At 62.7% G+C, this 26,183-nt stretch carries 36 protein-coding genes; 1 reads left to right on the top strand and 35 read right to left on the bottom strand.

What is annotated here, in order from left to right; genetic code table 11:
* Positions 1 to 121 precede the first annotated feature (121 nt).
* A complete protein-coding gene (locus BLV04_RS01890) occupies positions 122 to 1,477 on the top strand; it encodes a DEAD/DEAH box helicase (protein WP_342721882.1) in 1,356 nt (451 codons plus the stop codon).
* Positions 1,478 to 1,615: 138 nt separating this feature from the next.
* On the opposite strand, the gene BLV04_RS01885 is transcribed toward BLV04_RS01890, so the two are convergent.
* The 35 genes from BLV04_RS01885 to rpoC all read right to left on the bottom strand — a co-directional run bounded on the left by BLV04_RS01885 (position 1,616) and on the right by rpoC (position 25,991).
* A complete protein-coding gene (locus BLV04_RS01885; protein ID WP_093027863.1) occupies positions 1,616 to 2,413 on the bottom strand; it encodes a tellurite resistance TerB family protein in 798 nt (265 codons plus the stop codon).
* A 287-nt stretch (positions 2,414 to 2,700) separates the two neighbouring features.
* On the bottom strand, positions 2,701 to 3,453 hold the full coding sequence (locus tag BLV04_RS01880; RefSeq protein ID WP_093027525.1) for an SAM hydrolase/SAM-dependent halogenase family protein: 753 nt from the start codon (positions 3,451 to 3,453) through the stop codon (positions 2,701 to 2,703).
* A 57-nt stretch (positions 3,454 to 3,510) separates the two neighbouring features.
* Positions 3,511 to 3,903, bottom strand: coding sequence for a 50S ribosomal protein L17 (rplQ, locus tag BLV04_RS01875; protein WP_093027523.1), 393 nt, complete (start codon positions 3,901 to 3,903; stop codon positions 3,511 to 3,513).
* Between the two features lie 36 nt (positions 3,904 to 3,939).
* Entirely contained in the window at positions 3,940 to 4,950 is a 1,011-nt protein-coding gene (locus BLV04_RS01870; RefSeq protein WP_093027521.1) for a DNA-directed RNA polymerase subunit alpha, read from the bottom strand.
* Between the two features lie 22 nt (positions 4,951 to 4,972).
* Positions 4,973 to 5,593, bottom strand: coding sequence for a 30S ribosomal protein S4 (gene rpsD, locus BLV04_RS01865; protein WP_093027519.1), 621 nt, complete (start codon positions 5,591 to 5,593; stop codon positions 4,973 to 4,975).
* Between the two features lie 19 nt (positions 5,594 to 5,612).
* Complete coding sequence (rpsK, locus tag BLV04_RS01860) at positions 5,613 to 6,002, bottom strand: 30S ribosomal protein S11 (protein ID WP_007191136.1); 390 nt, start codon at positions 6,000 to 6,002, stop codon at positions 5,613 to 5,615.
* A gap of 38 nt (positions 6,003 to 6,040) precedes the next feature.
* The gene (gene rpsM, locus BLV04_RS01855) at positions 6,041 to 6,397 is read right to left on the bottom strand and encodes a 30S ribosomal protein S13 (RefSeq protein WP_093027517.1); all 357 of its coding nucleotides are present in this window, start codon (positions 6,395 to 6,397) and stop codon (positions 6,041 to 6,043) included.
* Positions 6,398 to 6,482: 85 nt separating this feature from the next.
* Entirely contained in the window at positions 6,483 to 6,596 is a 114-nt protein-coding gene (rpmJ, locus tag BLV04_RS01850) for a 50S ribosomal protein L36 (protein ID WP_083829165.1), read from the bottom strand.
* Between the two features lie 29 nt (positions 6,597 to 6,625).
* Positions 6,626 to 7,978: a preprotein translocase subunit SecY gene (gene secY / locus BLV04_RS01845; RefSeq protein WP_093027515.1), complete on the bottom strand. Its 1,353-nt coding sequence runs from the start codon at positions 7,976 to 7,978 to the stop codon at positions 6,626 to 6,628.
* Positions 7,979 to 7,996: 18 nt separating this feature from the next.
* Entirely contained in the window at positions 7,997 to 8,431 is a 435-nt protein-coding gene (gene rplO, locus BLV04_RS01840; RefSeq protein ID WP_093027513.1) for a 50S ribosomal protein L15, read from the bottom strand.
* Positions 8,418 to 8,624 carry a 50S ribosomal protein L30 gene (rpmD, locus tag BLV04_RS01835; protein ID WP_093027511.1) on the bottom strand — a complete coding sequence of 69 codons (207 nt, stop codon included), beginning with the start codon at positions 8,622 to 8,624 and terminating at the stop codon, positions 8,418 to 8,420. The genes rplO and rpmD overlap by 14 nt, the downstream gene beginning before the upstream one ends.
* A 3-nt stretch (positions 8,625 to 8,627) precedes the next feature.
* Positions 8,628 to 9,134 carry a 30S ribosomal protein S5 gene (gene rpsE, locus BLV04_RS01830; RefSeq protein WP_093027509.1) on the bottom strand — a complete coding sequence of 169 codons (507 nt, stop codon included), beginning with the start codon at positions 9,132 to 9,134 and terminating at the stop codon, positions 8,628 to 8,630.
* A 10-nt stretch (positions 9,135 to 9,144) separates the two neighbouring features.
* Positions 9,145 to 9,501 (bottom strand): 50S ribosomal protein L18, encoded by a 357-nt coding sequence (gene rplR / locus BLV04_RS01825; RefSeq protein WP_093027506.1) that lies wholly within the window; start codon positions 9,499 to 9,501, stop codon positions 9,145 to 9,147.
* 14 nt (positions 9,502 to 9,515) lie between these two features.
* Positions 9,516 to 10,049 (bottom strand): 50S ribosomal protein L6, encoded by a 534-nt coding sequence (gene rplF / locus BLV04_RS01820; RefSeq protein WP_093027504.1) that lies wholly within the window; start codon positions 10,047 to 10,049, stop codon positions 9,516 to 9,518.
* A gap of 12 nt (positions 10,050 to 10,061) precedes the next feature.
* Positions 10,062 to 10,457: a 30S ribosomal protein S8 gene (rpsH, locus tag BLV04_RS01815; protein ID WP_093027502.1), complete on the bottom strand. Its 396-nt coding sequence runs from the start codon at positions 10,455 to 10,457 to the stop codon at positions 10,062 to 10,064.
* Between the two features lie 105 nt (positions 10,458 to 10,562).
* The gene (gene rpsN, locus BLV04_RS01810) at positions 10,563 to 10,868 is read right to left on the bottom strand and encodes a 30S ribosomal protein S14 (protein WP_093027500.1); all 306 of its coding nucleotides are present in this window, start codon (positions 10,866 to 10,868) and stop codon (positions 10,563 to 10,565) included.
* Between the two features lie 10 nt (positions 10,869 to 10,878).
* Positions 10,879 to 11,418 (bottom strand): 50S ribosomal protein L5, encoded by a 540-nt coding sequence (gene rplE / locus BLV04_RS01805; protein ID WP_093027498.1) that lies wholly within the window; start codon positions 11,416 to 11,418, stop codon positions 10,879 to 10,881.
* Between the two features lie 14 nt (positions 11,419 to 11,432).
* On the bottom strand, positions 11,433 to 11,750 hold the full coding sequence (rplX, locus tag BLV04_RS01800) for a 50S ribosomal protein L24 (RefSeq protein ID WP_093027496.1): 318 nt from the start codon (positions 11,748 to 11,750) through the stop codon (positions 11,433 to 11,435).
* A 13-nt stretch (positions 11,751 to 11,763) separates the two neighbouring features.
* The gene (rplN, locus tag BLV04_RS01795; protein WP_007191148.1) at positions 11,764 to 12,132 is read right to left on the bottom strand and encodes a 50S ribosomal protein L14; all 369 of its coding nucleotides are present in this window, start codon (positions 12,130 to 12,132) and stop codon (positions 11,764 to 11,766) included.
* Positions 12,133 to 12,225: 93 nt separating this feature from the next.
* Positions 12,226 to 12,486 carry a 30S ribosomal protein S17 gene (gene rpsQ, locus BLV04_RS01790; protein WP_093027494.1) on the bottom strand — a complete coding sequence of 87 codons (261 nt, stop codon included), beginning with the start codon at positions 12,484 to 12,486 and terminating at the stop codon, positions 12,226 to 12,228.
* Positions 12,483 to 12,683, bottom strand: coding sequence for a 50S ribosomal protein L29 (gene rpmC / locus BLV04_RS01785; protein WP_093027492.1), 201 nt, complete (start codon positions 12,681 to 12,683; stop codon positions 12,483 to 12,485). Before rpmC ends, rpsQ begins: the two co-directional genes overlap by 4 nt.
* The gene (rplP, locus tag BLV04_RS01780; RefSeq protein ID WP_093027490.1) at positions 12,683 to 13,096 is read right to left on the bottom strand and encodes a 50S ribosomal protein L16; all 414 of its coding nucleotides are present in this window, start codon (positions 13,094 to 13,096) and stop codon (positions 12,683 to 12,685) included. The genes rpmC and rplP overlap by 1 nt, the downstream gene beginning before the upstream one ends.
* A gap of 3 nt (positions 13,097 to 13,099) precedes the next feature.
* Positions 13,100 to 13,777 carry a 30S ribosomal protein S3 gene (gene rpsC, locus BLV04_RS01775; protein ID WP_093027488.1) on the bottom strand — a complete coding sequence of 226 codons (678 nt, stop codon included), beginning with the start codon at positions 13,775 to 13,777 and terminating at the stop codon, positions 13,100 to 13,102.
* A 10-nt stretch (positions 13,778 to 13,787) separates the two neighbouring features.
* Positions 13,788 to 14,120 (bottom strand): 50S ribosomal protein L22, encoded by a 333-nt coding sequence (gene rplV / locus BLV04_RS01770; RefSeq protein ID WP_093027486.1) that lies wholly within the window; start codon positions 14,118 to 14,120, stop codon positions 13,788 to 13,790.
* 12 nt (positions 14,121 to 14,132) lie between these two features.
* Positions 14,133 to 14,411, bottom strand: coding sequence for a 30S ribosomal protein S19 (gene rpsS / locus BLV04_RS01765; protein WP_007191154.1), 279 nt, complete (start codon positions 14,409 to 14,411; stop codon positions 14,133 to 14,135).
* 19 nt (positions 14,412 to 14,430) lie between these two features.
* Positions 14,431 to 15,258 (bottom strand): 50S ribosomal protein L2, encoded by an 828-nt coding sequence (rplB, locus tag BLV04_RS01760; protein WP_093027484.1) that lies wholly within the window; start codon positions 15,256 to 15,258, stop codon positions 14,431 to 14,433.
* 32 nt (positions 15,259 to 15,290) lie between these two features.
* Positions 15,291 to 15,587 (bottom strand): 50S ribosomal protein L23, encoded by a 297-nt coding sequence (rplW, locus tag BLV04_RS01755; RefSeq protein WP_093027482.1) that lies wholly within the window; start codon positions 15,585 to 15,587, stop codon positions 15,291 to 15,293.
* Positions 15,584 to 16,195, bottom strand: a complete 612-nt coding sequence (gene rplD, locus BLV04_RS01750; RefSeq protein WP_093027480.1) for a 50S ribosomal protein L4 — start codon at positions 16,193 to 16,195, stop codon at positions 15,584 to 15,586. The genes rplW and rplD overlap by 4 nt, the downstream gene beginning before the upstream one ends.
* A 6-nt stretch (positions 16,196 to 16,201) precedes the next feature.
* Positions 16,202 to 16,852, bottom strand: a complete 651-nt coding sequence (rplC, locus tag BLV04_RS01745) for a 50S ribosomal protein L3 (RefSeq protein WP_093027478.1) — start codon at positions 16,850 to 16,852, stop codon at positions 16,202 to 16,204.
* 10 nt (positions 16,853 to 16,862) lie between these two features.
* A complete protein-coding gene (gene rpsJ / locus BLV04_RS01740; RefSeq protein ID WP_007191159.1) occupies positions 16,863 to 17,174 on the bottom strand; it encodes a 30S ribosomal protein S10 in 312 nt (103 codons plus the stop codon).
* 4 nt (positions 17,175 to 17,178) lie between these two features.
* Entirely contained in the window at positions 17,179 to 18,369 is a 1,191-nt protein-coding gene (gene tuf / locus BLV04_RS01735) for an elongation factor Tu (protein ID WP_093027476.1), read from the bottom strand.
* Positions 18,370 to 18,391: 22 nt separating this feature from the next.
* The gene (fusA, locus tag BLV04_RS01730) at positions 18,392 to 20,488 is read right to left on the bottom strand and encodes an elongation factor G (protein WP_093027474.1); all 2,097 of its coding nucleotides are present in this window, start codon (positions 20,486 to 20,488) and stop codon (positions 18,392 to 18,394) included.
* A 41-nt stretch (positions 20,489 to 20,529) separates the two neighbouring features.
* Positions 20,530 to 21,000, bottom strand: coding sequence for a 30S ribosomal protein S7 (gene rpsG / locus BLV04_RS01725; protein ID WP_007195683.1), 471 nt, complete (start codon positions 20,998 to 21,000; stop codon positions 20,530 to 20,532).
* Between the two features lie 53 nt (positions 21,001 to 21,053).
* The gene (gene rpsL, locus BLV04_RS01720; RefSeq protein WP_007195682.1) at positions 21,054 to 21,428 is read right to left on the bottom strand and encodes a 30S ribosomal protein S12; all 375 of its coding nucleotides are present in this window, start codon (positions 21,426 to 21,428) and stop codon (positions 21,054 to 21,056) included.
* A gap of 345 nt (positions 21,429 to 21,773) precedes the next feature.
* Positions 21,774 to 25,991: a DNA-directed RNA polymerase subunit beta' gene (rpoC, locus tag BLV04_RS01715; protein WP_093027472.1), complete on the bottom strand. Its 4,218-nt coding sequence runs from the start codon at positions 25,989 to 25,991 to the stop codon at positions 21,774 to 21,776.
* Positions 25,992 to 26,183 lie beyond the last annotated feature (192 nt).

Genomic DNA, 26,183 nt, shown 5'->3' with positions numbered 1-26,183 from the left:
TCGTCCCGCCCTCGCAGGTCCGCATCGACGATGCAGCCCGCCTGCCGCGAAGGCCCGGATTTGGTGTATCGTGACGCCCATGAACAGGAACTTTGCTGAATTTTTACTTCCGGACGCGCTCATGCGCGGACTCGAGAAAGAGGGTTTCGAGACCCCGACCGAGGTCCAGGCGCAGGTGATACCCGCCGCGATGGAGGGTCTGGATCTCTTGGTCTCGGCCGCGACGGGCTCGGGCAAGACCGCCGCCTTTCTGCTGCCGATCATGGAGCGCCTGGTCGGCGCGCCGCGCTCCGACAGCGGGACGCGCGCCCTGGTCTTGGTCCCGACCCGAGAGCTGGCCCGCCAGATCCATGTCCATTTCACGCGCCTCGGGAGCTACACTCGCCTGAACAACGGCGTGATCACGGGCGGCGACTCCAAGGGGCATCAGATCGCGACCTTGCGTAAGAACCCGGAGATCCTGGTGGCGACGCCCGGTCGCTTGCTGGAGCTTCTGGAAACGGGCGAGGCCGACCTGAGCGACCTGGAGATCCTGGTCTTGGACGAGGCCGACCGCATGCTCGACATGGGCTTCGTCGACGATGTCCTGACGATCATCGGTCGCACCAATCCGGCCCGCCAGTCCATGTTGTTCTCGGCGACCCTGCACCATCGGGGCCTGAGCCGCATCACCGAGCGTCTGTTGCGCGAGCCGCGCGTGCTGACCGTCAATCCGGTGCGCGAGCAGCATCCCGACATCACGAATCAGGTCCTCTTGAGCGACGGGCCGGAGCACAAGCAGCAGCAGGTCCTTTGGCTGCTTCGCAACGAGATCTACGAGAAGGCGCTGGTCTTCACCAACACCCGTGACGGTGCAACAGCGCTCGGCAACTATTTGATGGGCGAAGGACAACGCGCCGCCGTGCTGCACGGCGAGCTGGAACAGCGCGAGCGCAATCGGGTCGTCGGGCTGCTGCACAGCGGCCGGATCAACGTCCTGATCGCAACCGACGTGGCCGCGCGCGGCCTCGACATCCCGGGTGTGGAGCGGGTGATCAACTTCGACCTGCCGCGCAGCGGGGACGATTATCTACACCGCACCGGGCGCACCGGCCGGGCCGGCGAGCAGGGCGTGGCCATCTCGCTGGTCGGGGCCTCCGAATGGAATCGGCTGGAGAGCATCGAGCGCTATCTGAATCTCGGCCTCGAGCGTCGCAGCATCGAAGGGCTCAAGGCGTCGTACAAAGGGGGGCCGACCAAACGCTCGGGCGCAAAGAAGGGCGCGAAAAAGACCGGCGCGAAGGCGGTCGCCGCGAAGGTCGCCGCGCCCAAACCGAAAGACCGTCTGCGCGACCGCAAGAACATCGGCAAACGACGCCGACCCAAGTCACCTGCCGGAAACGAGATCGGGATCGAGGCCGGTCATGCACCGCTCGGGAAGAGACCGACCGCTCAAGCGCAGCCCAAACCCGCACAAGGCGAGGGGGCGAAGGACTGACCTGTGCGCGCCCGAGTCGCTCTCGGGCGCGGGTAGCAAGCACTCTTAGTCACGAAGGCAGGGAACGACTCGGCAGGAGATCCGAGGTTTCGCGCCGTGTCCCGTACTGCCTCCGCGGCAAGATCCGATTCGGCGCCCTCAGACCGCAACACCCATCGACTGGTGGATGTGTTGCACGACGAGCGGATGCAGTCCGGCCTTCTCGGCAAAGTCCCGGAGATAGTCCTGCTCTTGCGGGGTGTCCACCTCGACCGCGAGCAGGGATGCCGCGTAGACCTCGGCAGCCACCTCGGGGCTCGGGATCTCGGCCACGAAGGCGTCGAGATTCAGCGGCTGACGCAGCTCCGTCATCAACCACTCCTGTGCGTCCGCGCCCATGCCGGCGGCCTCGACCTTTCCGACGATTCGCTGAATCTCGTCCACGCTCACCTGACCATCCGACTTGGCGACGTTGATCATGCCCTTGATAATCAACTGCGCGGTGTTCTCCATGGCATGCTCCTCAGCCGCGCTCTGCGGGGCTCTGAGGCCCAACGGCAACTCCGCCGCTCCGCTCGCGGCGGATATCCCCGACGCCTGAGCCGCTTGACCCGATTCGGTGAATGCCTTGTAGGCGATCCCGGCCAGCATCGCCAGCGCACCCCCGGTCATGGCGCCCTTCACTGACTTTCCGCCGCCGCCCAAGACCGAGCCGAGCACGGCGCCGAGTCCGCCGGCCTGCATGGGATTCTGCGAGGCATTCCCCAGGGTACCCTTCGCCATCTCGAGGAGACCGCCGAGCATATTGCCGCCCGCGCCGCCCCCCCCGCCCTGACCGCCGACCATCCGGCCGAGATTTGCCTGAAGATCCTGGAGCGCGTTCCCCATCCGGCCGGAGCCGGACTTCGCCATATTGTTCTGAATGAAGCTACCGAGTAGATCGCCGAAGTTGGCCATGTCGTTCTCCGATAGGGATGGATGGATGGATCGCTCGTCGCGCACTCCCGGCCCTCCATCGCGAATCGAAGCGGGCCGGGACCAGAGTGCCGCGAAGGGTGCAGGGATCTCTTCGAAGCTCGAAGCAAAAAACATAAAGGCAACATCGGGTGTCCGACGGACACTCCGCCTCTACGCCGCCACCATACTATAGGCCATCGCGCCCGCCGGAAAAGCGACAAAATGTCGGGGCAATCGTGGCCGAAGCAGCAGGCCAGAGGGGCGCATCGGCGTCTGCGAGGATTGCTTCACCCGAGGGGCAGGAACGGACCGATGGGAGCGCCCGGAGACAGGCCCAGCTCGCGATCCGCTCGACCGAGGTTGACCGCGATCTCGACGAGTCCAAAGGCGTTCTCGTACCAAAACGCTTCGCCGGATGCGACCTCGCAGAAGGTCCGAGCATGGCAGAGACGTCGTTCCCCGACCTGCAGCGCGTGCGTCCTCGGTCGACCCGTCGCCTGAAGCCCGGTCATCAGATTCCCGAAACGATCGACGTAAACGACCGCAGCGCGTTCCTTCGGCCAGTCCGACCCGACCATGTCGGCCGGATCGATCGGGCACAGTTGAAGGTCCGTACCGACCGCCAAGCGTGCCGCAGCGGGGGCGAACCAGTCGCGTCCGTGAAAACTCGCCGAGAGCAGGGACGGACACCAGCCGATCCGATTCACGACGGTACCCTCGGCCCAATACACGAGCGGAACCAGCAAACCGTTGTCGGGACCGATGAACCAGGAGTCACGCGTCTGGACCAGAAGCCCACCGCGCGCACCCCCGACACCCGGATCCACGACACAGACGTAGATCGAGCCGGCAGGCATGTCGCGCACGAGTGCAGGCAAGAGATAGGCGGCTAAATCGATGCGGAATGGCGGGAGGTCGTGAACGAGATCCACGACGGGAACGCCGGGGATGAGATCATCGAGCCGAGCACGCATCTGCCCGACATAGATGCCGTCGCCGAAATCGGTGACGAGAACAAGACGCCGGATCGGCGACATCATTCAACAAAAAAGCCGGGCAAGAGCCCGGCTTTCGATACAAACACATCAAGACGCAACTCAATCCTCGTCGTCTTCGACGGCGACCGCATCCGCGGGACGGTCAACCAGCTCGACATACGCCATCGGCGCGGCATCGCCGGCACGATAGCCGCACTTGAGGATGCGCAGATAACCACCCGGACGCGCCTGATAGCGCGGTCCCAGCTCGACGAAGAGCTTGCCGACCGCTTCCTTGTCGCGCAGTCGCGCAAAGGCAAGGCGTCGGGTGTGAACGGAGTCGCTCTTTGCCAGCGTGATCAAAGGCTCTGCAACGCGCCGCAGCTCCTTGGCCTTCGGCAGCGTGGTCTTGATCAGCTCATGGCGAAACAACGACGCCGCCATGTTGCGAAACATGGCCTCGCGGTGCGAGCCGGTGCGATTGAGGTGCCTTCCGGCATTGCGATGACGCATGGTCCTAATCCCGAATAGTTCTTGAGTCGAAAAGCGTTAGCGAATGCCGAGCTCGGCGATATTGTCCGGCGGCCAGTTTTCGAGACGCATCCCGAGCGAGAGTCCGCGTGTCGCGAGCACGTCCTTGATCTCGGTCAGCGACTTCTTGCCGAGATTCGGCGTCTTGAGAAGCTCGACCTCGGTCCGCTGGATCAAATCGCCGATCAAATAGATGTTCTCGGCCTTCAAACAGTTCGCTGAGCGAACGGTCAGCTCGAGATCGTCGACCGGACGCAGCAGAATCGGATCGTAGGGCGACTCGTCCCGCGCCTCCATGACATGCGTGTCCGACGGCCCGGAACCTTCCAAGGCGACGAAGCTCGACAACTGATCCCGAAGGATCGTCGCGGCCCGCTGTATCGCCTCGCGCGGGTCGATGGTCCCGTTGGTCTCCAAGTCGATGACAAGCCGATCCAGATCGGTACGCTGCTCGACGCGCGCGGACTGGACCTCGATCGAGACCCGCCGAACCGGACTGTAGGACGCATCGAGCGGCAGCTTGCCGATCGGGCGATCCTCGCCCTCGTCGAGCTCGCGCTGTGTCGCCGGCTCGTAACCGCGCCCGCGCCGAATCGTCATCGACATGCTCAACTCGCCCTCGGTCATGTTCGCGATGACCAAATGGGGGTTGGCGATCTCGGCGGTATGATCGATCGCGATGTCCGCGGCGGTCACGACACCCGGGCCGGTCTTGCTCACCGTAAAGGTCGCCTCGTCCTTGCCCTTGAGCGAGATGGCGAGCTGCTTCAGATTCAGCAGGATCTCGAGAACATCCTCTTGAACGCCCGGGATCGTGGTGTACTCGTGCAAGACGCCCTGGATCTCGACCTCCGTCACCGCCCAGCCGTCCATCGAGGATAAGAGAATACGGCGCAACGCGTTGCCGAGGGTATGCCCGAAGCCGCGTTCGAGCGGCTCCAGCGAAACCCGGGCATGCGTCGAGCTGCCGTCGACCGCCTCGACCCGTACGATGCGCGGTTTGAGAAATTCGCCAATAGCGTCAGTCATTCAGTGCCCCTCACGAAGCTCCTTACTTGGAGTACAACTCGACGATCAGCGATTCGTTGATGTCGGCCGGCAGGTCCGAGCGATCGGGAATACGCTTGAAGACGCCCTTGAAACCTTTGGTATCGACCTCGACCCAATCGGGGAAGCCGTACTGCTCGGCGAGCGCCAACGCGTTCTGGACGCGCACCTGCTTCTTCGCAACCTCCCGGACCTCGACATGGTCATCGGCGCCGACCTGGTAGGAGGCGATGTTCACCACGCGACCGTTGACCAAAATGGCCTTGTGACTGACCAACTGACGCGCTTCGGAACGCGTGGCACCGAATCCCATCCGGTACACGACGTTGTCGAGGCGACGCTCGAGGAGCTGCAACAGGTTTTCGCCCGTCGCACCTTTGGCTTGAGCCGCCTTCTTATAATAGTTGCGGAACTGACGCTCCATCAGTCCGTAGATACGGCGAACCTTCTGCTTCTCGCGAAGCTGAACACCGTAATCGGAGAGCCGGCGCCGACGGTCAGTGGTCTGTCCGGGCTGCTTCTCGAGGTTGCACTTGGTGTCCAGCGAGCGAGCGCGACTCTTCAGGGCGAGATCGGTTCCCTCGCGCCGTGCGAGTTTGCAGGTTGGGCCTGTATAACGTGCCATGTCTCTACCTGTTCCTGTGTCAGACGCGCCGCTTTTTGGGCGGGCGGCAGCCGTTGTGCGGGATCGGCGTCACGTCGGTAATGCTCGTGATCTTGAATCCGGCGTTGTTGAGTGCACGCACCGCGGATTCACGACCCGGACCGGGCCCCTTCACGTTGACGTCGAGGTTACGCAAACCGTAGTCCTTCACCGCTTGGCCGGCCTTGTCGGCCGCGACCTGCGCAGCGAAAGGCGTGCTCTTGCGCGATCCCCGGAACCCGGAGCCGCCTGCGGTCGCCCAGGACAATACATTGCCTTGGCGGTCCGTGATGGTGATGATGGTGTTGTTGAACGAAGCGTGGACGTGAGCAATCCCATCCGCCACCTGCTTCTTGATCTTCTTCTTGATCGTACGAGTCGGTTTAGCCATTCGAGGTTATCCAGCCCTTTCGCTGCGCCCAAGCGCCCTTATCGTTTGATGGGACGACGCGGACCCTTGCGGGTACGTGCGTTCGTGCGGGTCCGCTGGCCACGCAACGGCAAGCCGCGACGGTGACGAATGCCGCGGTTACAGCCGAGGTCCATCAAACGCTTGATGTTCATCGACACTTCGCGCCGCAGATCGCCTTCCACGGAGAACTTGCCGACCTCGTTGCGGAGCTTGTCGACCTCTTCTTCCGTGAGGCTCTGAACCTTGGCATCGCGCGGTACACCGGCGGCGTCGCAGATCACAGCGGCACGCACGCGGCCGATGCCATAAATCGAAGTCAACGCGATGACGGCGTGCTTCTTGTCCGGGATGTTGACGCCGGCGATACGGGCCATAGCTTAGAAACCCCTGAAATCCAAATTGCCAAGCGGGTAAACCGCGTAGTATATCAAACTGCTGCCTTCAATCAAGCCCGAGATCCTATCCCTGGCGTTGTTTGTGGCGCGGATCCTTGCAGATGACCCGAACGGTGCCGTTGCGACGGATGATCTTGCAGTTCCGACACAACTTCTTAACAGATGCTCGCACTTTCATTTGTTCTCTCCTTCAGACTCGAGCGCCACTCAGCGCAGCATGCCGGCGCCCGGCGACTTTAGGTTTGCCTTCCGCATCAAGCCCTCGTATTGATGTGACATCAAGTGAGCTTGAACCTGGGCCATGAAATCCATCACCACCACGACGACAATCAACAAGGACGTTCCGCCGAAGTAGAAAGGCACGTTGTAACCGACGATGAGAAACTCGGGCAGCAAGCACACGGCGGTAATGTAGATCGCGCCTGCCGCGGTCAACCGCGTCATCACGGTGTCGATGTACCGCGCCGTCTGCTCGCCCGGTCGAATCCCCGGAATGAAGGCTCCGGAGCGCTTCAGATTGTCGGCCGTATCCTTGGCGTTGAAGACCAAGGCGGTATAGAAAAAGCAAAAGAAGATGATCGCCGCCGCATAAAGCAAGACGTAGACGGGCTCTCCGGGCGACAGCTTCGCTGTGATATCGGCCAGCCAACGCATGTCCTCACTGCTTCCGAACCATTGGCCCAAGGTGCCGGGAAACAGGATGATGCTCGAGGCGAAGATCGGCGGAATCACGCCGGCCATGTTCAGCTTCAGCGGCAGATGCGTGCTCTGGGCCTGCATCATCTTGCGCCCCTGCTGACGCCGCGCGTAGTTCACCGTAATCCGCCGCTGGCCCCGCTCCACAAAGACCACGAAGGCCGTCACTGCAAGCGCCATGGCGAAAAGGGCCAACACAGCCAGAGAGTTCATCTCTCCGGTGCGCGCCAGCTCCAAGGTCCCGCCCAACGCAGAGGGCAGTCCGGCGACGATGCCCGCGAAGATGATCAACGAGATGCCGTTGCCAATGCCCCGTTCGGTGATCTGCTCGCCGAGCCACATTAGGAACATGGTCCCGGTGACCAGCGACACCGTTGCCGTAAAGACGAAGCCCATCCCCGCATGGCTGACCAGAGCCGAGCCGCCGGCTGTCTGCCCCTGCAGCGCCATCGAGATCCCGACGGCCTGGAAGGTTGCCAGAACGACCGTGCCGTAGCGCGTGTACTGGGTGATCTTCCGACGCCCGGATTCACCTTCCTTTTTCAGCTGCTCGAGCTTCGGCACCACGGAGGTCATCAGCTGCATGATGATCGACGCAGAGATGTAGGGCATGATCCCGAGCGCAAACAGACTCGCACGCTCCAGGGCGCCGCCCGAGAACATGTTGAACATGTCCAGGATGGAGCCTTGGTTCTGGTCGAATAGGATGGCCAGCGCCTCGGGATTCACGCCCGGAACGGGGATGAAGGTCCCGATTCGATAGACCAGGAGGGCACCGACCACGAACAGCAATCGCGCCCGCAGCTCGGTCAGACGCCCCATACCGCCGAGCGTCTGTCCCATCGATCCGACTTTCTTAGCCATCCGATTCGCGCCTTTAAGCTAGTCTTCGATCGTGCCGCCGGCTGCTTCGATCGCGGCACGGGCACCCTTGGTGACACCCACGCCGCGAACCGTGAAGGCCCGTCCGACCTCACCCGAAGCAATGATCTTCGCACTCTTGATCGACTGGCTCAGAACACGGGCCTGGACCAGAGCGAGCAGGTCGATCGTGTCGCCATCGACACGGGCGAGCTCGCTCAGGCGGACCTCGGCGCGTGTCGCCGCCGTGCGCGAGCGGAAGCCGACCTTCGGCAGGCGACGTTGCAACGGCATCTGGCCGCCTTCGAACCCGACCTTATGGAAACCGCCCTTACGGGACTTCTGCCCCTTGTGGCCGCGACCGCAAGTCTTGCCCAGGCCGCTGCCGATGCCGCGACCGACGCGTTTGGCAGCGGGCCGACTGCCCGCATCGGGCTTGAGATCATTGAGCCGCATCGCGAGAATCCTCCACGATCGAAACCATGTAAGACACGGTGTTCACCATGCCGCGCGTGCAGGGCGTGTCCTCGACCTCGACCACATGGTTCATACGACGCAGCCCGAGACCGCGCACGCATGCCTTGTGGTTGGCGAGGCGTCCGTGGACGCTGCGCACCAGCTTGACCTTCATCATCTTTTTGTCGGCCATCGTCTACCCCAGGATCTCGGCGACCGTCTTGCCGCGCTTCGCGGCAATGGTCTCGGGATCGTTCATGGTCCGTAGCCCCTGAACCGTCGCGCGAACCACGTTGATCGGGTTGTTCGTCCCGATGCACTTGGCCAGCACGTTTTGGACGCCCAGGACCTCGAAGACCGCGCGCATGGCGCCGCCGGCGATGATCCCGGTACCTTCGGATGCCGGCTGCATGAAGACCTTCGCCGCACCATGCCGCCCGTTCAGCGGGTATTGCAAGGTGCTGCCGTTGAGCTTCACCTCGATCATGTTCTTGCGTGCGTTTTCCATCGCCTTCTGGATCGCCACCGGCACCTCGCGGGCCTTGCCGCGACCGAACCCGACGCGACCCTTGCCGTCGCCCACCACCGTCAAGGCGGCGAAACCGAATTGGCGCCCGCCCTTGACGACCTTGGCGACACGGTTGACCGCGACCAGCTTCTCGAGGAGATCATCCCCCTCGTTCTTCGGATTGAAGTTCGCCATGCTCTTACCCCTAGAATTTCAGCCCGTTCTCACGCGCGGCATCCGCCAGCGCCTTGAGACGGCCGTGATAGCGAAACCCGGAGCGGTCGAAGGCTACGGACTCGACGCCGGCGGAAAGAGCACGCTCGGCAATCGCCTTGCCGATGGTCGCCGCCGCACCGATGTTGCCCTTGTGACCCGGAATGGCTTCGCGCAGCGTCGGCTCCACCGTCGAGGCGCTGGCCACGACGCGGTTGCCTTCCGGCGCGATGACTTGGGCGTAGATGTGGCGCGGGGTGCGATGAATGCACAGGCGGAACACACCCAACTCGCGAATCTTCGCCCGTGCCCGCGTCGCGCGACGCAGGCGAGCTTGTTTCTTGTCCATTGTTTCTGAGACCCCTATTTCTTCTTGGCTTCCTTACGCAGGACGTCTTCGTCCGCGTAACGCACGCCTTTACCCTTGTAGGGCTCCGGCGGCCGGAATCCTCGGATCTCCGAGGCAACCTGACCGACGCGCTGTTTGTCGGCACCCGTGACGACGATCTCCGTCTGGCTCGGGGTCTCGATCGTGATACCCGCGGGAACCGGATAATCGATCGGATGGGAGAAACCCAGGCTCAGGTTGAGCACATCGCCCTTCGCCTGCGCGCGGTAGCCGACGCCGACCAGGGAGAGCTTGCGCACGAAACCCGTGCTGCAGCCCACCACCATGTTGTTCAGCAGCGCGCGTGTCGTGCCGGCCATAGCCCAGGCGTTCTCGTGCCCTTCGGCCGGAGCGAAGCGAAGCTCACCGTCGACTTGCGAAATATTCACCGCGGGGTGGACGGACCACTCCAGGGTTCCCTTCGAGCCCTTGACCTTGACGTCTTGGCCCGAGATCTCGACCGTCACACCTTTCGGCAGGACGATCGGCGCCTTTGCGACTCGTGACATGATCGGATCCTCTTAAGCGACGTAGGCGATGATCTCGCCACCGTGCCCCGCTTGGCGGGCGGCACGGTCGGTCATCAAGCCTTTGGACGTGGAGACGATCGCGATCCCGAGTCCCGCCCACACCTTGGGCAGGTCGTCCTTGCCGCGGTAGATCCGCAGGCCCGGACGCGAGACACGGGTGAGCTGCTCGATCACGGGTTTACCCCGGAAATATTTGAGCTTGACCACCAACTCGGGTTTGCTGCCATTCGCCTCGACGGTCGCGTCGGCGATGTAACCCTCAGCCTTCAGAAGGTTCGCGATCGCGACCTTTTGCTTGGACGAAGGCATCGCGATCGTGATCTTGCCGCGCTGCTGGCCGTTGCGGATACGCGTCAGCATATCCGCAATCGGATCCGACATACTCATGGGCTTCTCCGGGGGTCAGGCCACCTCTTCGGTGCGATACCCGTCAGGTTTCAATGAACCGACACGGCCTGGTTGACCGCATCGGTAGGGGTCGAAATTCTTATCCTACCAACTTGCCTTGACGACGCCGGGGGCATCCCCGCGCATCACCGCCTCGCGGATCTTGTTGCGCGAGAGTCCGAACTTGCGGTAAACCGCGTGCGGACGCCCGCTGACCCGGCAGCGCCGTTGCTGGCGCGTCGGACCCGCATCGCGCGGAAGCTGCTGCAGCTTTGCCAGCGCCTCCTCGACCTGCTCGCCGCTTGCGCCGCGGTCGTTGATCACGGCCTTCAAGGCCGCACGCTTCCCGGCAAAGCGGGCTGCAATCAGGGTGCGCTTGTGATCGCGCGCGATCATACTCTTTTTCGCCATCGTCTCGACCTCAGGTGCGGAATGGGAAGTGGAACGCCTCGAGCAGCGCACGCCCTTCTTCGTCCGTCCGCGCCGTCGTCGTGATGGTGATATCCAGACCCCGCAGCGTATCGATCTTGTCGTAGTCGATCTCGGGGAAGATGATCTGCTCGCGCACGCCCATCGAATAGTTGCCGCGTCCGTCGAACGCCTTCGCGCTCAGGCCGCGGAAGTCGCGGATACGCGGGATGGCGACGCTGACCAGACGGTCCAGGAACTCGTACATCCGCTCGCGACGCAGCGTCACCTTGCAGCCGATCGGCCAACCCTCGCGGATCTTGAAGCCCGCGACGGATTTGCGTGCGAAGGTCACGATCGGTTGCTGGCCGGCGATGAGTCGCAGATCGGCCACGGCATTATCCATGACCTTCTTGTCCGCGATCGCCTCGCCGACACCCATATTGAGGGTGATCTTTTCGATCCGAGGAACCTGCATCACGCTCTTGAAGCCGAACCGCTCGCGCAACTCGCCGACGATACGATCCTGGTAATCTTTCTGTAGTCTGGTCATCTCGTTTCCTTCGGTCAGGCGTCGACGACTTCGCCGTCCGACTTGAATACGCGCACCTTTCGGCCGTCTTCGAGAATCTTGAAACCGACTCGATCCGGGCCGCCTTTCTGCGGGTTATAGAGCGCGACGTTCGACACCTGGATCGGCATCATCTTGTCGACGATCCCGCCCGGCTCGCCGGCCTGCGGATTCGCTTTTTGATGCTTCCGGGCAATGTTGATGTTTTCGACGAGAACATGATCCTTGTCGAGCACCTTCAACACCGTGCCTCGCTTGCCTTTGTCTTTGCCGGTGATGACCATGACGTCGTCACCCTTCTTGATCTTCTGCATCTCTCCCGACCCCCTACAAGACTTCAGGCGCGAGCGAGATGATCTTCATGAACCGCTCGCCGCGGAGCTCGCGCGTCACCGGCCCGAAGATGCGGGTCCCGATCGGCTGAAGCTGGTTGTTCAAGAGTACGGCTGCATTGCCGTCGAAACGCACGGTCGAGCCGTCCGGACGACGCACGCCTTTGCGCGTACGCACCACGACCGCGTTGTAGACATCGCCTTTTTTGACCTTGCCGCGCGGAATGGCATCCTTGACGGTGACCTTGATGACATCGCCGATGCCTGCGTAGCGCCGATGCGATCCGCCGAGCACCTTGATGCACTGCACCCGCCGTGCGCCGCTGTTGTCGGCGACGCTGAGATCGGTCTGCATCTGAATCATTGTTGTTTACCTAAAACCTGTTGTGCTGCCCGGATGACCTGTTCTCTCGGCGTCCACCGCGACCTGTCGGAAGCGGGGCGTCCACGACCGGTCTCAACGGGCTTTTTCGATGATCTCGATCAAGCGCCACGTCTTGGTCTTCGACAGCGGACGACACTGCTCGACCCGGACCAGATCGCCCTCGGAGCAGGCGTTCTCTTCGTCGTGGGCATGGATCTTGGTCGAGCGACGCATGAACTTGCCGTACAAGGGATGTTTGACCTTACGCTCGATGAGCACCGTGACGGTCTTGTCCATCGCGCTGCTGGTCACTCGTCCGTCGAGTGTCCGGTTGCTGTTCGTCTCTTCGCTCATGATGTCGCACCCGCCTTCTGCTCGCCTATAATCGTCTTCACGCGAGCGATTTCCCGACGCACGGCCTTCATTTGCGAGGGCTTGGACAACTGACCGGTGCCCCTCTGCATCCGCAGGTTGAATTGCTCGCGCAACAGGTTCATCAGCTCCTTCTGGAGGTCCTCGGGGCTGCGCGTTCTTAGCTCGTTCGCCTTCATCACAGGATCATCCGTCTCTCAAAGGTGGTCTGCACGGGGAGCTTGGCCGCGGCCAGCTCGAACGCCTCGCGGGCCAGCTCTTCGGTCACGCCCTCGATCTCGTAGAGAACGAGACCGGGTTGCACCAAGGCGACCCAATACTCGACGTTGCCTTTTCCCTTACCCATACGGACTTCGAGAGGTTTCTTCGAAACCGGCTTGTCCGGGAAGACCCGAATCCAAAGCTTACCGCCGCGCTTCACCTTTCTGGTGATGGCACGTCGTGCGGCTTCGATCTGTCGCGCCGTGAGACGACCGCGTCCGACCGCCTTCAACCCGAAATCGCCGAAGCTGACCTTGTTGCCGCTCTGCGCAAGGCCACGGTTGCGGCCCTTGTGCTGCTTGCGAAATTTTGTGCGTTTTGGTTGCAGCATGATTTATCCCCTTCTCGCGGACGCCTTCGGCGCCGGTTCCTCGGGGAGCTGATCACCGAACACCTCGCCTTTGAAGATCCAGACCTTCACGCCGATCACACCGTAGGTGGTACGGGCCTCGGCGAAGCCGTAATCGATGTCGGCACGCAGCGTATGCAGCGGGACCCGGCCCTCGCGCGCCCATTCGGTCCGTGCGATCTCCGCACCGTTCAACCGACCGGCAACATTGACCCGCACGCCTTCGGCGCCGAGTCGCATGGTGTTCTGGATCGCACGCTTCATGGCGCGTCGGAACATGATGCGTCGCTCAAGCTGCTGCGCGATACCCTCGGCAACCAGCTGTGCGTCGAGCTCGGGCTTGCGGATCTCCTCGATGCTGATGTGCACCGGGATCCCCATCATCTTGGAGACCTTCGCACGCAGCTTATCGATATCCTCGCCTTTTTTGCCGATCACCACACCCGGGCGTGCCGTATGAATGGTGATGTGGGCATTCTTCGCCGGGCGATCGATCTGAATTCGACTCACCGATGCCTTGGCCAATTCCTTGCGCAGGAATGACCGCACCTCGAGGTCGGTATTCAGGAAATTCGCATAGTCCTTCGACGTTGCGTACCACTTCGAGGTCCAGTCCTTGACGATGCCAAGGCGGATGCCGGTTGGATGAACTTTCTGTCCCATACTGGTCCCCTTAACCTTCCGCCACGGTCAGCCGGATGTGGCTGGTGCGTTTCATGATCCGATTCGCACGACCCTTGGCACGCGGACGGATCCGCTTCATGGTCGGGCCCTCGTCGACCTGGATCGACGCGACCTTCAGCTCGTCGATGTCGGCGCCTTCGTTGTGCTCGGCATTGGCGACCGCAGACTCCAGAACCTTCTTGATGATCAGCGCGCTCTTTTGAGTGCTGAAGGTCAAGGTGTTCAGGGCCTCTTCGACGTCGCGCCCGCGGATCATGTCCGCGATCAGCCGGGCCTTTTGGGCCGAGACCCGTGCATATTTCAGTGTTGCTTCGGCTCGCATACCCATCTCCGGCTAGCGCTTCTTCGCCTTGCGGTCGGCGGCATGTCCCCGGTAGGTCCGGGTCAATGCAAACTCGCCGAGCTTGTGGCCGATCATGTTTTCGTTGACGAGCACCGGCACGTGCAGACGCCCGTTGTGGACCGCAATGGTCAACCCAACCATCTCGGGCAGCACCATGGAACGGCGTGACCAAGTCTTGATGGGGCGCTTGCTGTTTTGCGCGACCGCCTCTTCGACCTTCTTGATCAGATGGTGGTCGACAAAGGGTCCTTTTCGAATCGAACGTGGCACTTGCTCAACCTCGCCTTGTTTACTTGCGTCCGCGACGTCGGACGATCATCGCGTCGGTCCGCTTGTTCTTGCGTGTCTTGTGACCCTTGGTCGGCACGCCCCAAGGTGTCACCGGATGACGCCCGCCGGAGGTCCGGCCCTCGCCGCCGCCATGCGGATGATCAACCGGGTTCATGACCACACCGCGAACGGTCGGCCGCACACCCCGCCAGCGCGATGCACCGGCTTTACCGAGCTTGCGCAGACTGTTTTCGCTGTTGCCGACCTCGCCGATCACGGCACGGCAGTCGACGTGGACCTTGCGCATCTCCCCGGAACGCAACCGCAGAGTCGCGCTCTTGCCGTCGCGTGCAACCAGCTGCGCCGAGCTTCCCGCGGCTCGCGCCATCTGCGCACCTTTACCGGGACGCATCTCGATGCAATGCACCTGGGTGCCCACGGGAACGTTCCGCAAGGGCATGCAGTTGCCGGCACTGATGGGCGCGGCCTCGCCGGCCTCGACACGGCCACCGACGGCAAGACCCTTCGGCGCGATAATGTACGCCCGCTCGCCATCTGCATATTTCAAAAGGGCCAAATGTGCAGTGCGATTCGGATCGTATTCGAGCCGTTCGACAACTGCCGGGACGCCTTCCTTGTTGCGCTTGAAGTCGACCAGGCGATAGTGTTGCTTGTGCCCGCCGCCTTGGTGACGCACGGTGATGCGTCCGAGGTTGTTGCGCCCGCCATTCTTCGTCTTCTTCTCGACGAGCGGAGCGTAGGGCGCGCCCTTATGCAGCTCGGGCGACGTCACCTTGACGACGAAACGCCGCCCGGCCGAAGTCGGTTTGGTCTTTACGATTGCCATCTTGGTCTATCCGCTGCTGTGGGCCGGCCCGTTCAGGCGCCGCCGCCGAAGTCGATGTCGTGGCCGGCTTCGAGACGCACATAAGCCTTGCGCCAGTCGTTGCGCTTGCCGAGGCGTTGGCCGTGCCGCTTGTTTTTCCCCTTGACGTTCAGGACCTGCACCCCATCGACCTTGACGTTGAACATCAGCTCGACGGCGCGCGCGATCTCTCGCTTGGTCGCATCGGTCGCAACACGGAAACCGTATTGACCGGCGAGATCGCCGGCCCGGGTCGTCTTCTCGGAGACGAGCGGCGCCAACAGGACGTTCATGAGACGCTCGTTGTTCATGCCAGTCGCTCCTCCAAGTACTTCACTGCCGCCTCGGTGGCCAGCACGGTGTCGAACGCAACCATACTGACCGGGTCGACGTCCTGAACCGCCATCACGTCGACCTTAGGAATATTGCGCGACGCCAAGTAAAGGTTGTCGTCGAGACCGTCGGTCAGCATGAGCACGTCCGAGAGCTCGTGACGCTTCAGAAGTGCCAGTAGCTCCTTGGTCTTCGGGCCCTCCACACGCAGATCGTCGACGACGACCAAACGCCCTTGGCGAACCAGCTCGGAGAGAATCGAGCGCACCGCACCGCGATACATCTTGCGGTTGACCTTCTGGCTGTAATCCTGCGGCTTCGCGGCAAAGGTAACGCCGCCCGAGCGCCAGATCGGACTGCGCGAGCTACCCGCACGTGCCCGGCCGGTGCCTTTCTGCCGCCACGGCTTCGCACCGCCGCCCGAAACCTCGGCACGCGTCTTTTGCGCCCGGGTTCCGGCGCGCGCGCCGGCCATATAAGCGTTGACGACCTGGTGAATCAGACCCGGCTTGTAGTCGACACCGAAGACGGCGTCCGCAACTTGCAGACTGGACCCGCCGGCATCGTTTCGTATCGTGAGCTCCATGAGTGCTTAACCCTTGTTCTTGTGCTTCACGGACGGCAACACGACCAGCCGGCCGCCCGTCGGACCGGGAACGCCGCCGCGCACCAACAGAAGCTGACGATCGGCGTCGACACGCACGACCTCCAGGTTCTGCGTGCAGCGATTGGCCGCGCCGAGGTGACCCGCCATCTTCTTGCCCTTGAAGACCCGACCCGGCGACTGGTTCTGGCCGATCGAGCCCGGGGCACGATGCGACAGCGAGTTGCCGTGCGTCGCATCCTGTCCGGCAAAGTGATGCCGTTTGATCGCGCCGGCGAAGCCGCGACCCTTGGTCACGCCTCGCACGTCGACCTTCTGGCCGGGCGCGAAGATGTCGACCGAGATCTCGGAGCCGACCGCCAGATCGGCACCTTCGCCGCTCTCCAGACGAAATTCGCGCAGGCACTCGCCCGCCTCGACTCCCGCCTTGGCATAGTGGCCGGCCATCGGCTTGGTGACGCGCGAGGCCCTCCGATTCCCGAAGGCGACCTGAATCGCGCTGTAGCCGTCAGTCTCGGCAGACTTGACCTGGCTGACCCGGTTCGGCTGTACCTCGATGACGGTGACAGGAATACTGTCTCCGTCTTCGCTGAACAGCCGGGTCATGCCGGCCTTACGCCCAATCAATCCGATCGCCATGGGTTCGTCCTCAGCTCAGCTTAATCTGGACGTCGACGCCCGCGGCCAGATCCAATTTCATCAATGCGTCGACTGTCTTGTCGGTCGGGTCGACGATATCCATCAAGCGCTTGTGCGTACGCAGCTCGTACTGGTCGCGCGCGTCCTTGTTGACGTGCGGCGAAACCAGAATGGTGAAACGCTCCTTCTTCGACGGAAGCGGCACCGGACCACGCACCTGCGCGCCTGTGCGCTTTGCGGTATCGACGATCTCGCGAGCCGACTGATCGATCAAGCGATGGTCGAACGCCTTCAGGCGAATACGAATTCTCTGGTTGTTCATGCCTTTACTCGATGATCTTCGCGACGACGCCGGCACCGACGGTGCGGCCGCCTTCGCGCACTGCAAAGCGCAACCCCTCTTCCATGGCGATCGGCGCAATCAGCTTGATCGTCATCTTCACGTTGTCGCCCGGCATCACCATCTCGATGCCCTCGGGCAGCTCGCAGGCGCCGGTCACATCGGTGGTGCGGAAGTAGAACTGCGGACGATAGCCGTTGAAGAACGGCGTGTGTCGACCGCCCTCGTCCTTGCTCAGCACGTACACCTCGGCTTCGAAGTGGGTGTGCGGGTTGATCGACTTGGGCTTGGCCAGCACCTGACCGCGCTCCACGTCTTCACGCTTGGTGCCGCGCAGCAGCACGCCGACGTTGTCCCCGGCCTGGCCCTGGTCGAGCAGCTTGCGGAACATCTCCACACCCGTGCAGGTGGTCTTCACGGTGTCCTTGATGCCGACGATCTCGACCTCTTCGCCGACCTTCACCACGCCGCGCTCGATGCGTCCGGTCACCACGGTGCCGCGACCGGAGATCGAGAAGACGTCTTCGATCGGCATCAGGAAGGCGCCGTCCACCGCACGCTCGGGCTGCGGGATGTAGCTGTCGAGCGCGTCCATCAGCTTGTCGATCGACTGGGTGCCGATCTCCGAATCCACGCCTTCGAGCGCCAGCTTCGCCGAGCCGGTGACGATCGGGGTGTCGTCGCCGGGGAAGTCGTACTTGGAGAGCAGCTCGCGCACCTCCATCTCGACCAGCTCGAGCAGCTCGGGATCGTCGAGCATGTCGGCCTTGTTCAGGTACACCACGATGTAGGGCACGCCGACCTGACGCGACAGCAGGATGTGCTCGCGCGTCTGCGGCATCGGACCGTCCGCCGCGCTCACCACCAGGATGGCACCGTCCATCTGCGCCGCGCCCGTGATCATGTTCTTCACGTAGTCGGCGTGGCCGGGGCAGTCCACATGGGCGTAGTGCCGGTTGGTCGTTTCGTACTCGACGTGCGCCGTGGCGATCGTGATGCCGCGCTCGCGCTCTTCCGGGGCATTGTCGATCTGATCGTAGGCGCGCGCCTCACCGCCGAATTTCTTCGCCTGGTGCGTCGTGATCGCCGCCGTCAAGGTCGTCTTGCCGTGGTCGACGTGGCCGATCGTGCCGACGTTCACGTGTGGCTTGCTGCGCTCGAATTTTGCTTTGGACATCCCACTCTACCCCTGTCGCTCGTTACTGTTTCTTGGAGACCGCTTCGGCAATGCTGGCGGGCACTTCGTTGTACTTACAGAACTCCATGCTGTAGGTCGCCCGCCCTTGGGTGGCCGACCGGAGGTCCGTCGCATAGCCGAACATCTCGGACAAGGGGACCTCTGCACGGATGATCTTTCCGGATGGCGCATCGTCCATCCCCTGGATCATGCCGCGACGACTATTCAGATCGCCCATGACATCGCCCATGTTCTCCTCGGGCGTCACGACCTCGACCTTCATGATGGGCTCGAGCAAGACAGGCTTGGCCTTGGCCGCCCCTTCCTTGATGCCCATCGAGCCGGCGATCTTGAAGGCCATTTCGCTTGAGTCGACTTCATGGTAGGAGCCGTCGTAGAGCGTGACCTTGATGTCCACCATCGGAAAGCCGGCCAGAATGCCGTTCTTCATGGCCTCCTGAATGCCTTTGTCGACCGCCGGGATGTATTCCTTCGGAACCGTACCGCCGACGATGGCGTTGACGAACTCGTAGCCGACACCCGCCTCTTGCGGCTCGATTCGGAGGTAGACATGACCGTACTGACCGCGACCGCCGGACTGGCGTGCAAACTTGGTCTCCTGCTCGACGGTCTTGCGGATCGTCTCGCGGTAGCTGACCTGCGGCGCACCGACGTTGGCCTCGACCTTGAACTCGCGACGCATCCGATCGACGATGATCTCCAGATGCAGCTCGCCCATCCCGGAGATAATGGTCTGACCGGACTCCTCGTCGGTGTGCACACGGAAGGACGGATCCTCCTGAGCCAGCTTCGAGAGCGCGACGCCCATCTTCTCCTGGTCACTCTTCGTCTTGGGCTCCACCGCAACCGAGATGACCGGCTCCGGGAACTCCATACGCTCAAGCGTAATGACCTTATTGATATCGCACAGGGTGTCGCCCGTGGTGACATCCTTCAGCCCGACCGCTGCGGCGATATCGCCGGCGTGGACTTCCTTGATCTCCTGGCGCTCGTTGGCGTGCATCTGCAGGATACGGCCGATGCGCTCCTTCCTATGCTTGACCGGGTTGTAGATCGTATCCCCGGACTTGAGCACGCCCGAGTAGGCACGGAAAAAGGTCAGCGTACCGACAAAGGGATCCGTTGCGATCTTGAACGCGAGCGCGGCAAAGGGCGCGTCGTCCGATGCCGGACGCTCGCCTTCGGTCTCGTCCTTGTCGTCGAGAATGCCCTTGATGGCCGGCACGTCGACCGGCGACGGCATGTAGTCGATGACCGCATCGAGCATCGCCTGCACGCCTTTGTTCTTGAAGGCCGAACCGCACATCATCGGGACGACTTCGCTCTTCAGCGTGCGGGCACGCAGACCGGCCATGATCTCGGCCTCGGTCAGCGGCTGGCCTTCGAGATACTTCTCCATCAGCTCTTCGTTGGCCTCGGCTGCCGCCTCGACCATATGCTCGCGCCACTCCTCGCAAAGATCCTGAAGATCCTCGGGAATATCGCGCAGCTCGTATTCCATGCCGCGGGACGCTTCGTCCCAGTAGACGGCCTTCATCTGGACCAGATCGACAACGCCCTTGAAGTCCTCTTCGGCACCAATCGGCACCTGAATCGGCACGGCATTGCCGCCGAGCCGGTCCTTGACCTGCTGCACGACGCGAAAGAAATTCGCCCCCATGCGGTCCATCTTGTTCACGAACGCGATGCGCGGCACACCGTACTTATCGGCTTGACGCCAGACGGTCTCAGACTGCGGCTCGACACCGCCGACGGCACAAAAGACCGCACAGGCACCGTCGAGGACACGCAGCGAGCGCTCGACCTCGATCGTGAAGTCGACGTGTCCGGGCGTATCGATGATGTTGATTCGATGCTCGGGACGCTCCCGACTCATTCCCTTCCAGAAACAGGTCGTCGCGGCGGAGGTAATGGTGATCCCGCGCTCCTGCTCCTGCTCCATCCAGTCCATGGTGGCGGCGCCGTCGTGCACTTCGCCCAACTTGTGCGAAACACCCGTATAGAAGAGAACGCGCTCGGTGGTCGTTGTCTTCCCGGCATCGATGTGCGCCATGATGCCGAGATTGCGATACCGCTCGATTGGGGTGCTACGTGCCACGACTGTATCCGCCCTGATTGAATGAAACTCGGTCCCCGCTGTTACCAGCGGTAATGCGAGAAGGCCTTGTTTGCTTCGGCCATCCGATGCGTATCTTCTTTCTTCTTCACGGCGGAACCGCGAGAATCGGCTGCGTCCATCAACTCGCCAGCCAGACGCAACGCCATCGACTTCTCGGAACGCTTGCGCGCCGCGTCGATGATCCAGCGCATCGCCAGCGAGTTGCGCCGCGTCGAGCGCACTTCGACCGGGACCTGATAGGTCGCGCCGCCGACACGCCGAGACTTGACCTCGACCGCCGGACGCACGTTGTCCATCGCCTGCTCAAGCAGCTCGACCGGGCGCCCGCCTTTCTTCTCGGTCACCTGATCAAGCGCCGTATAAATGATGCGCTCGGCGACGGACTTCTTGCCGTCTTCCATCATCATGTTGATGAACTTGGTCAGGAGCTCGCTTCCGTGCTTCGGATCGGGAAGGATCTGGCGACGGGCGGCAACGCGTCTTCTCGGCATGTTGTTTTAAACTCCGAATTCACTCAATTGGGCTGACCGATCTTACGATCGGGTCACTTCTTGGGACGCTTGGCGCCGTACTTGGAACGGCCTTGACGCCGCTTCTCGACACCCGAGGTGTCCAGCGTGCCGCGCACCGTGTGATAGCGCACACCGGGAAGGTCCTTGACACGTCCGCCGCGAATCAGCACGACCGAGTGCTCTTGGAGGTTGTGGCCTTCGCCGCCAATATATGAGGCGACCTCGTAGCCGTTGGTCAACCGAACGCGAGCAACCTTACGCAGAGCGGAGTTCGGCTTCTTCGGGGTCGTGGTATAAACCCGTGTACAAACGCCGCGCCGCTGAGGACAGGCTTCGAGCGCAGGTACGGTGCTCTTTGCCACGACACGCTTGCGGGGCTTGCGCACGAGTTGGTTGATCGTTGCCATGCAATCAGTCTCCAAAGGCGCAACGGCGCCGAAAACACAAGCGTAAAATCACTCTTGCGCGACCGCGGGCCGACTGGATAAGACGGCACAGCCGCACGTATGCGATCGATCGACTCGGGGACCGGGCGGATGCGTGCCCAGACCAAGGAACCAGACCTAGAAAAAAAGAGGCTAGACGGCGCAGGAGCCGTCTAGCTGAGACCGAGCAGTATAGGGAGGAGAGCCGGTGGTGTCAACCGGTTAGCCTTCCCCTACGCTCCGAAGCGGTGTGCAGCACCAATAGAAGGCGACGCGAAAGACGCGGGTATGCCGAATCGGCGTCCCGCATCGAGGCGTGCTCCGCAGTCACCCCGCTTCGGAGGTATTGAGCGCCTTCTTCAATGCCTCTTCGAGCTCCTCGGTCGCCATCTCGACCTTCCCCGAAGCCGGCATCTCCATCTGCCGCTGCCGGCGCCGCTCCTGATGATGCGCAAGACCGGATCCCGCCGGGATCAGACGACCGACGATGACGTTCTCCTTCAGACCGGCCAGGCGGTCGGTGGAGCCGCGTACCGCGGCCTCCGTCAATACGCGGGTCGTCTCCTGGAAGGACGCGGCCGAGATGAACGACTCGGTCGCAAGCGACGCCTTGGTGATACCGAGCAGCAGGGGCTCGTAGAGCGCCGGCTGCTTACCTTCGGCCATGACCCGCTTATTCTCGTCCATCAGGTGCGCATGCTCGACCTGCTCGCCGCGCAGCAAACGGGTATCGCCCGCGGAGGTGACCTCGACCTTGCGCAGCATCTGGCGAACGATGACCTCGATGTGCTTGTCGTTGATCTTCACGCCCTGCAGCCGATAGACGTCCTGGATTTCCTTGACGAGGTATTCAGCCAAGGCGGTGACGCCCTTCAAACGCAGGATGTCGTGGGAGGCCAGCTCGCCGTCGGCGATGATCTCGCCCCGCTCCACGCGCTCCCCTTCGAAGACGTTGACGTTGCGCCACTTCGGGATCAGCTCTTCGACCGTCTCGCCGTCGTCCATGGTAATGACGAGGCGCTGCTTGCCCTTGGTGTCCTTGCCGAAGCCAATCGTCCCGCTCGCCTCCGCGAGCAAGGCCGCCTCTTTCGGCTTGCGGGCCTCGAACAGGTCCGCAACACGCGGCAGACCACCGGTAATGTCGCGCGTTTTGCTCGACTCCTGCGGAATACGCGCCAGGATGTCGCCGACGCCCACGTTCGCCGCATCCTCCACGCCGACGATGGCGCCCGCGGGGAGGAAGTAGCGGGCCGGGAGATCCGTACCCGCAATCTTGAGCTCGATGCCGTCCTCGCCGATCAGCTTCACCATGGGGCGTAAGTCTTTGCCCGAAGACGGGCGCTGCTTCGGGTCGATGACGACACGCGAGGTCAGACCCGTCACGTCGTCGACCTGGCCCTGTACCGTCACGCCCTCGATGAAGTCCTCGAAGGCGAGCTTGCCGGCCACCTCGGTGACGACCGGATGGGTATGTGGATCCCAGTTGGCCACGACGTCGCCCGGCTTCACGGGGTCGCCGTCGGCGGCGCGCAGGCTGGCGCCATAGGGCACCTTGTAGCGCTCCTTCTCAAGCCCGCGATCGTCGACCACGGTCAGCTCGCCGGAGCGCGAGACCGCGACCAGGTTCTTGCCCGAGTGATGCTCGACCACCTTGATGTTGTGCAGGCGCACCGAGCCGGCATTCTTGATGTCGATGCTGTTGACCGCCGCGGCCCGCGATGCCGCACCACCGATGTGGAAGGTGCGCATGGTCAGCTGCGTGCCGGGCTCGCCGATCGACTGGGCGGCGATCACGCCCACCGCCTCGCCAAGATTCACCCGATGGCCGCGGGCCAGATCGCGCCCGTAGCACTGGGCGCAGACGCCGAGACGCGACTCGCAGGTAATCGGCGAGCGCACGCGCACCTGATCGATGCCGAAGGTCTCGAAGCGCTCTACCCAAGACTCGTCGAGCAGGGTCCCGGCCTCGCAAACCAGCTCATCGGTGCCGGGCTGATAGACATCGACGGCCGCCACGCGTCCGAGGATGCGCTCGCGCAAGGCCTCGACCACGTCGCCGCCCTCGATGATGGGGGTCATGATCAACCCGCCCTCGGTGCCGCAATCGACCTCGAGCACCACCATGTCCTGCGCCACGTCGACCAGACGACGGGTCAGATAACCCGAGTTGGCGGTCTTGAGCGCCGTGTCGGCCAGACCCTTGCGCGCACCGTGGGTGGAGATGAAGTACTGGATAACGTTCAGACCCTCGCGGAAGTTCGCGGTGATCGGCGTTTCGATGATGGAGCCGTCCGGCTTGGCCATGAGACCGCGCATACCGGCGAGCTGCCGGATCTGCGCTGCCGAGCCACGCGCGCCGGAGTCGGCCATCATGTAGATGGAATTGAACGAGTCCTGGGTCACCTCGTTGCCGTCGCGATCGATGACGCTGTCCTTGCCGAGCTTGCTCATCATCGACTTGGCGACGCGATCGTTGGTATGCGACCAGATGTCGACGACCTTGTTGTAGCGCTCGCCGTTGGTCACGAGACCGGACGCGTATTGGTCCTGGATCTCCTTGACCTCCTTCTCGGCGGCCGCAAGGATGCCCGCCTTCTCTTCCGGGACGGCCATGTCTTCGAGCCCGATCGAGACGCCGGAACGCGTCGCCATGCGGAAGCCCATGTACATGACCTGGTCGGCGAAGACCACGGTCTCCTTCAGACCGAGCTGGCGATAGCAGATATTGATCAAGCGCGAGATCTGCTTTTTGCCGAGCGCGCGGTCGACCAGATCGAACGGCAGTCCGTCGGGAACGATGGCGAACACCAGGGCGCGACCCAGGGTCGTCTCCCGGATCGCCGTGTTCTCGTGCATCGAGCCGTCCTTGTGCTTGATCACCTCGCGAATGCGCACCTTGCAGCGCGCATGCAGATCCGCATGACCGGTCTCGTAGGCGCGGCGCGCCTCGTCGATATCGGTGAACACGCTGCCCTCGCCCTTTGCATTCACGCGCTCGCGGGTCATGTAGTAAAGCCCGAGCACCACGTCCTGCGAGGGCACGATGATCGGTTCGCCGTTGGCCGGCGAAAGGATATTGTTGGAGGCCATCATCAGCGCGCGCGCTTCGAGCTGCGCCTCCAGCGACAGCGGCACGTGCACCGCCATCTGGTCGCCGTCGAAGTCCGCGTTGAAGGCGGTACAGACCAGCGGATGGAGCTGGATCGCCTTGCCCTCGATCAGCACCGGCTCGAACGCCTGGATGCCCAGTCGATGCAGGGTCGGGGCGCGGTTGAGCATCACCGGATGCTCGCGGATAACCTCGTCGAGGATGTCCCACACCTCGGGCGTGCCGCGCTCGACCATCTTCTTGGCGGCCTTGATGGTCGCCGCCAGGCCGCGCAGCTGCAGCTTGCTGAAGATGAAGGGCTTGAAGAGCTCCAGCGCCATGCGCTTGGGCAGACCGCACTGATGCAGCATCAGGGTCGGGCCCACCACGATGACCGAGCGGCCGGAGTAGTCGACGCGCTTGCCGAGCAGGTTCTGGCGGAACCGGCCCTGCTTGCCCTTGATCATGTCGGCGAGTGACTTGAGCGGGCGCTTGTTGGTGCCCGTGATCGCACGCCCGCGCCGCCCGTTGTCGAGCAGCGCATCGACCGATTCCTGCAGCATGCGTTTTTCGTTGCGCACGATGATGTCTGGCGCAACGAGATCGAGCAGACGCTTGAGACGGTTGTTGCGGTTGATGACTCGACGATAGAGGTCGTTCAGGTCCGAGGTGGCAAAACGCCCGCCGTCCAGCGGCACCAAGGGACGCAGCTCGGGCGGCAAGACGGGCAGGACCGTCAGGATCATCCACTCCGGACGATTCCCCGAGGCCATCAGCGACTCCATAAGCTTCAGGCGCTTGGAGAGCTTCTTGATCTTGGTCTCGGAATTGGTGGTCTCGATCTCCTCGCGCATGCGCCGGATCTCGTCGTCCATCTTGATGGTGCGCAGCAGCTCGTAGACGGCCTCCGCACCCATGCGCGCGTCGAACTCGTCGCCGTTTGCTTCCAAGGCTTCGAGATACTGCTCGTCGTTGAGCAGCTGGCCGCGCTCCAGATCGACCACGAGACCGGGATCCACCACCACGAAGGATTCGAAGTAGAGGATCCGCTCGATGTCGCGCAGCGTCATGTCGAGCAACAGACCGATGCGTGACGGCAGCGACTTCAAGAACCAGATGTGCGCGACCGGACTCGCCAGATCGATATGGCCCATGCGCTCGCGCCGGACCTTGGCCAGCGTGACCTCGACGCCGCACTTCTCGCACACCACACCGCGGTGCTTCAGCCGCTTGTACTTGCCGCAGATGCACTCGTAGTCCGTGATCGGACCGAAGATCTTGGCGCAAAAGAGCCCGTCGCGCTCCGGCTTGAAGGTCCGGTAGTTGATCGTCTCCGGCTTCTTGACCTCGCCGTAGGACCAGGAACGGATCATCTCGGGGGAGGCGAGTCCGATCTTGATCGCGTCGAATTCCAGTGCCTGACCCTGCTGCTTGATGATTTTAAGTAGATCTTTCAAGATCTTATCTCCTGCCTACAATGACGATGATCAGCAATCGGCCGACCGCCGAGGGTCCGTTCGAGAACGAAACTCAGCGCTCAAGGCCAAGGGCCAAAAACTGAACCGCGCCCGCTACGACATGCAAGATCGTCGTCGTGGCTCGGCATCGAGAGTCTCCACAAACGACGCAGTCGACGCGGTTCAGAACAA

Origin of the sequence: Thiocapsa roseopersicina (assembly GCF_900106925.1) — a bacterium.
Lineage (GTDB): Bacteria > Pseudomonadota > Gammaproteobacteria > Chromatiales > Chromatiaceae > Thiocapsa > Thiocapsa roseopersicina.
This window is presented reverse-complemented; position numbering and strand designations above follow the sequence as displayed.

Bases quoted from the DNA above. Each gene is read 5' to 3' on its own strand.
- rpsM (WP_093027517.1), bottom strand. From the start codon at position 6,397: ATGGCCCGTATCGCCGGCGTCAACATCCCGGACAAGAAGCACGCCGTC.
- rpsJ (WP_007191159.1), bottom strand. From the start codon at position 17,174: ATGAACAACCAGAGAATTCGTATTCGCCTGAAGGCGTTCGACCATCGC.
- rpmC (WP_093027492.1), bottom strand. From the start codon at position 12,683: ATGAAGGCGAACGAGCTAAGAACGCGCAGCCCCGAGGACCTCCAGAAG.
- rpsL (WP_007195682.1), bottom strand. From the start codon at position 21,428: ATGGCAACGATCAACCAACTCGTGCGCAAGCCCCGCAAGCGTGTCGTG.
- rpsN (WP_093027500.1), bottom strand. From the start codon at position 10,868: ATGGCGAAAAAGAGTATGATCGCGCGCGATCACAAGCGCACCCTGATT.
- rplP (WP_093027490.1), bottom strand. From the start codon at position 13,096: ATGCTGCAACCAAAACGCACAAAATTTCGCAAGCAGCACAAGGGCCGC.
- rpsK (WP_007191136.1), bottom strand. From the start codon at position 6,002: ATGGCTAAACCGACTCGTACGATCAAGAAGAAGATCAAGAAGCAGGTG.
- rpsC (WP_093027488.1), bottom strand. From the start codon at position 13,777: ATGGGACAGAAAGTTCATCCAACCGGCATCCGCCTTGGCATCGTCAAG.
- BLV04_RS01870 (WP_093027521.1), bottom strand. From the start codon at position 4,950: ATGACTGACGCTATTGGCGAATTTCTCAAACCGCGCATCGTACGGGTC.
- rpsE (WP_093027509.1), bottom strand. From the start codon at position 9,134: ATGGCGAACTTCAATCCGAAGAACGAGGGGGATGATCTCCTCGAGAAG.
- rplC (WP_093027478.1), bottom strand. From the start codon at position 16,852: ATGGCGATCGGATTGATTGGGCGTAAGGCCGGCATGACCCGGCTGTTC.
- BLV04_RS01890 (WP_342721882.1), top strand. From the start codon at position 122: ATGCGCGGACTCGAGAAAGAGGGTTTCGAGACCCCGACCGAGGTCCAG.
- rpsD (WP_093027519.1), bottom strand. From the start codon at position 5,593: ATGGCACGTTATACAGGCCCAACCTGCAAACTCGCACGGCGCGAGGGA.
- rplB (WP_093027484.1), bottom strand. From the start codon at position 15,258: ATGGCAATCGTAAAGACCAAACCGACTTCGGCCGGGCGGCGTTTCGTC.
- rplF (WP_093027504.1), bottom strand. From the start codon at position 10,049: ATGTCACGAGTCGCAAAGGCGCCGATCGTCCTGCCGAAAGGTGTGACG.
- rpsG (WP_007195683.1), bottom strand. From the start codon at position 21,000: ATGCCGAGAAGACGCGTTGCCGCCCGTCGCCAGATCCTTCCCGATCCG.
- rplO (WP_093027513.1), bottom strand. From the start codon at position 8,431: ATGCGGCTCAATGATCTCAAGCCCGATGCGGGCAGTCGGCCCGCTGCC.
- rplN (WP_007191148.1), bottom strand. From the start codon at position 12,132: ATGATTCAGATGCAGACCGATCTCAGCGTCGCCGACAACAGCGGCGCA.
- rpsQ (WP_093027494.1), bottom strand. From the start codon at position 12,486: ATGAGCGAAGAGACGAACAGCAACCGGACACTCGACGGACGAGTGACC.
- rplR (WP_093027506.1), bottom strand. From the start codon at position 9,501: ATGGACAAGAAACAAGCTCGCCTGCGTCGCGCGACGCGGGCACGGGCG.
- secY (WP_093027515.1), bottom strand. From the start codon at position 7,978: ATGGCTAAGAAAGTCGGATCGATGGGACAGACGCTCGGCGGTATGGGG.
- rplX (WP_093027496.1), bottom strand. From the start codon at position 11,750: ATGCAGAAGATCAAGAAGGGTGACGACGTCATGGTCATCACCGGCAAA.
- rplQ (WP_093027523.1), bottom strand. From the start codon at position 3,903: ATGCGTCATCGCAATGCCGGAAGGCACCTCAATCGCACCGGCTCGCAC.
- rpmD (WP_093027511.1), bottom strand. From the start codon at position 8,624: ATGGCCGACAAAAAGATGATGAAGGTCAAGCTGGTGCGCAGCGTCCAC.
- BLV04_RS01885 (WP_093027863.1), bottom strand. From the start codon at position 2,413: ATGGCCAACTTCGGCGATCTACTCGGTAGCTTCATTCAGAACAATATG.
- tuf (WP_093027476.1), bottom strand. From the start codon at position 18,369: ATGTCCAAAGCAAAATTCGAGCGCAGCAAGCCACACGTGAACGTCGGC.
- BLV04_RS01880 (WP_093027525.1), bottom strand. From the start codon at position 3,453: ATGATGTCGCCGATCCGGCGTCTTGTTCTCGTCACCGATTTCGGCGAC.
- rplE (WP_093027498.1), bottom strand. From the start codon at position 11,418: ATGACCAGACTACAGAAAGATTACCAGGATCGTATCGTCGGCGAGTTG.
- rpsH (WP_093027502.1), bottom strand. From the start codon at position 10,457: ATGAGTATGTCGGATCCGATTGCGGATATGCTGACGCGTATCCGCAAC.
- rplV (WP_093027486.1), bottom strand. From the start codon at position 14,120: ATGCGAGCCGAAGCAACACTGAAATATGCACGGGTCTCGGCCCAAAAG.
- rpmJ (WP_083829165.1), bottom strand. From the start codon at position 6,596: ATGAAAGTGCGAGCATCTGTTAAGAAGTTGTGTCGGAACTGCAAGATC.
- rplW (WP_093027482.1), bottom strand. From the start codon at position 15,587: ATGAACAACGAGCGTCTCATGAACGTCCTGTTGGCGCCGCTCGTCTCC.
- rplD (WP_093027480.1), bottom strand. From the start codon at position 16,195: ATGGAGCTCACGATACGAAACGATGCCGGCGGGTCCAGTCTGCAAGTT.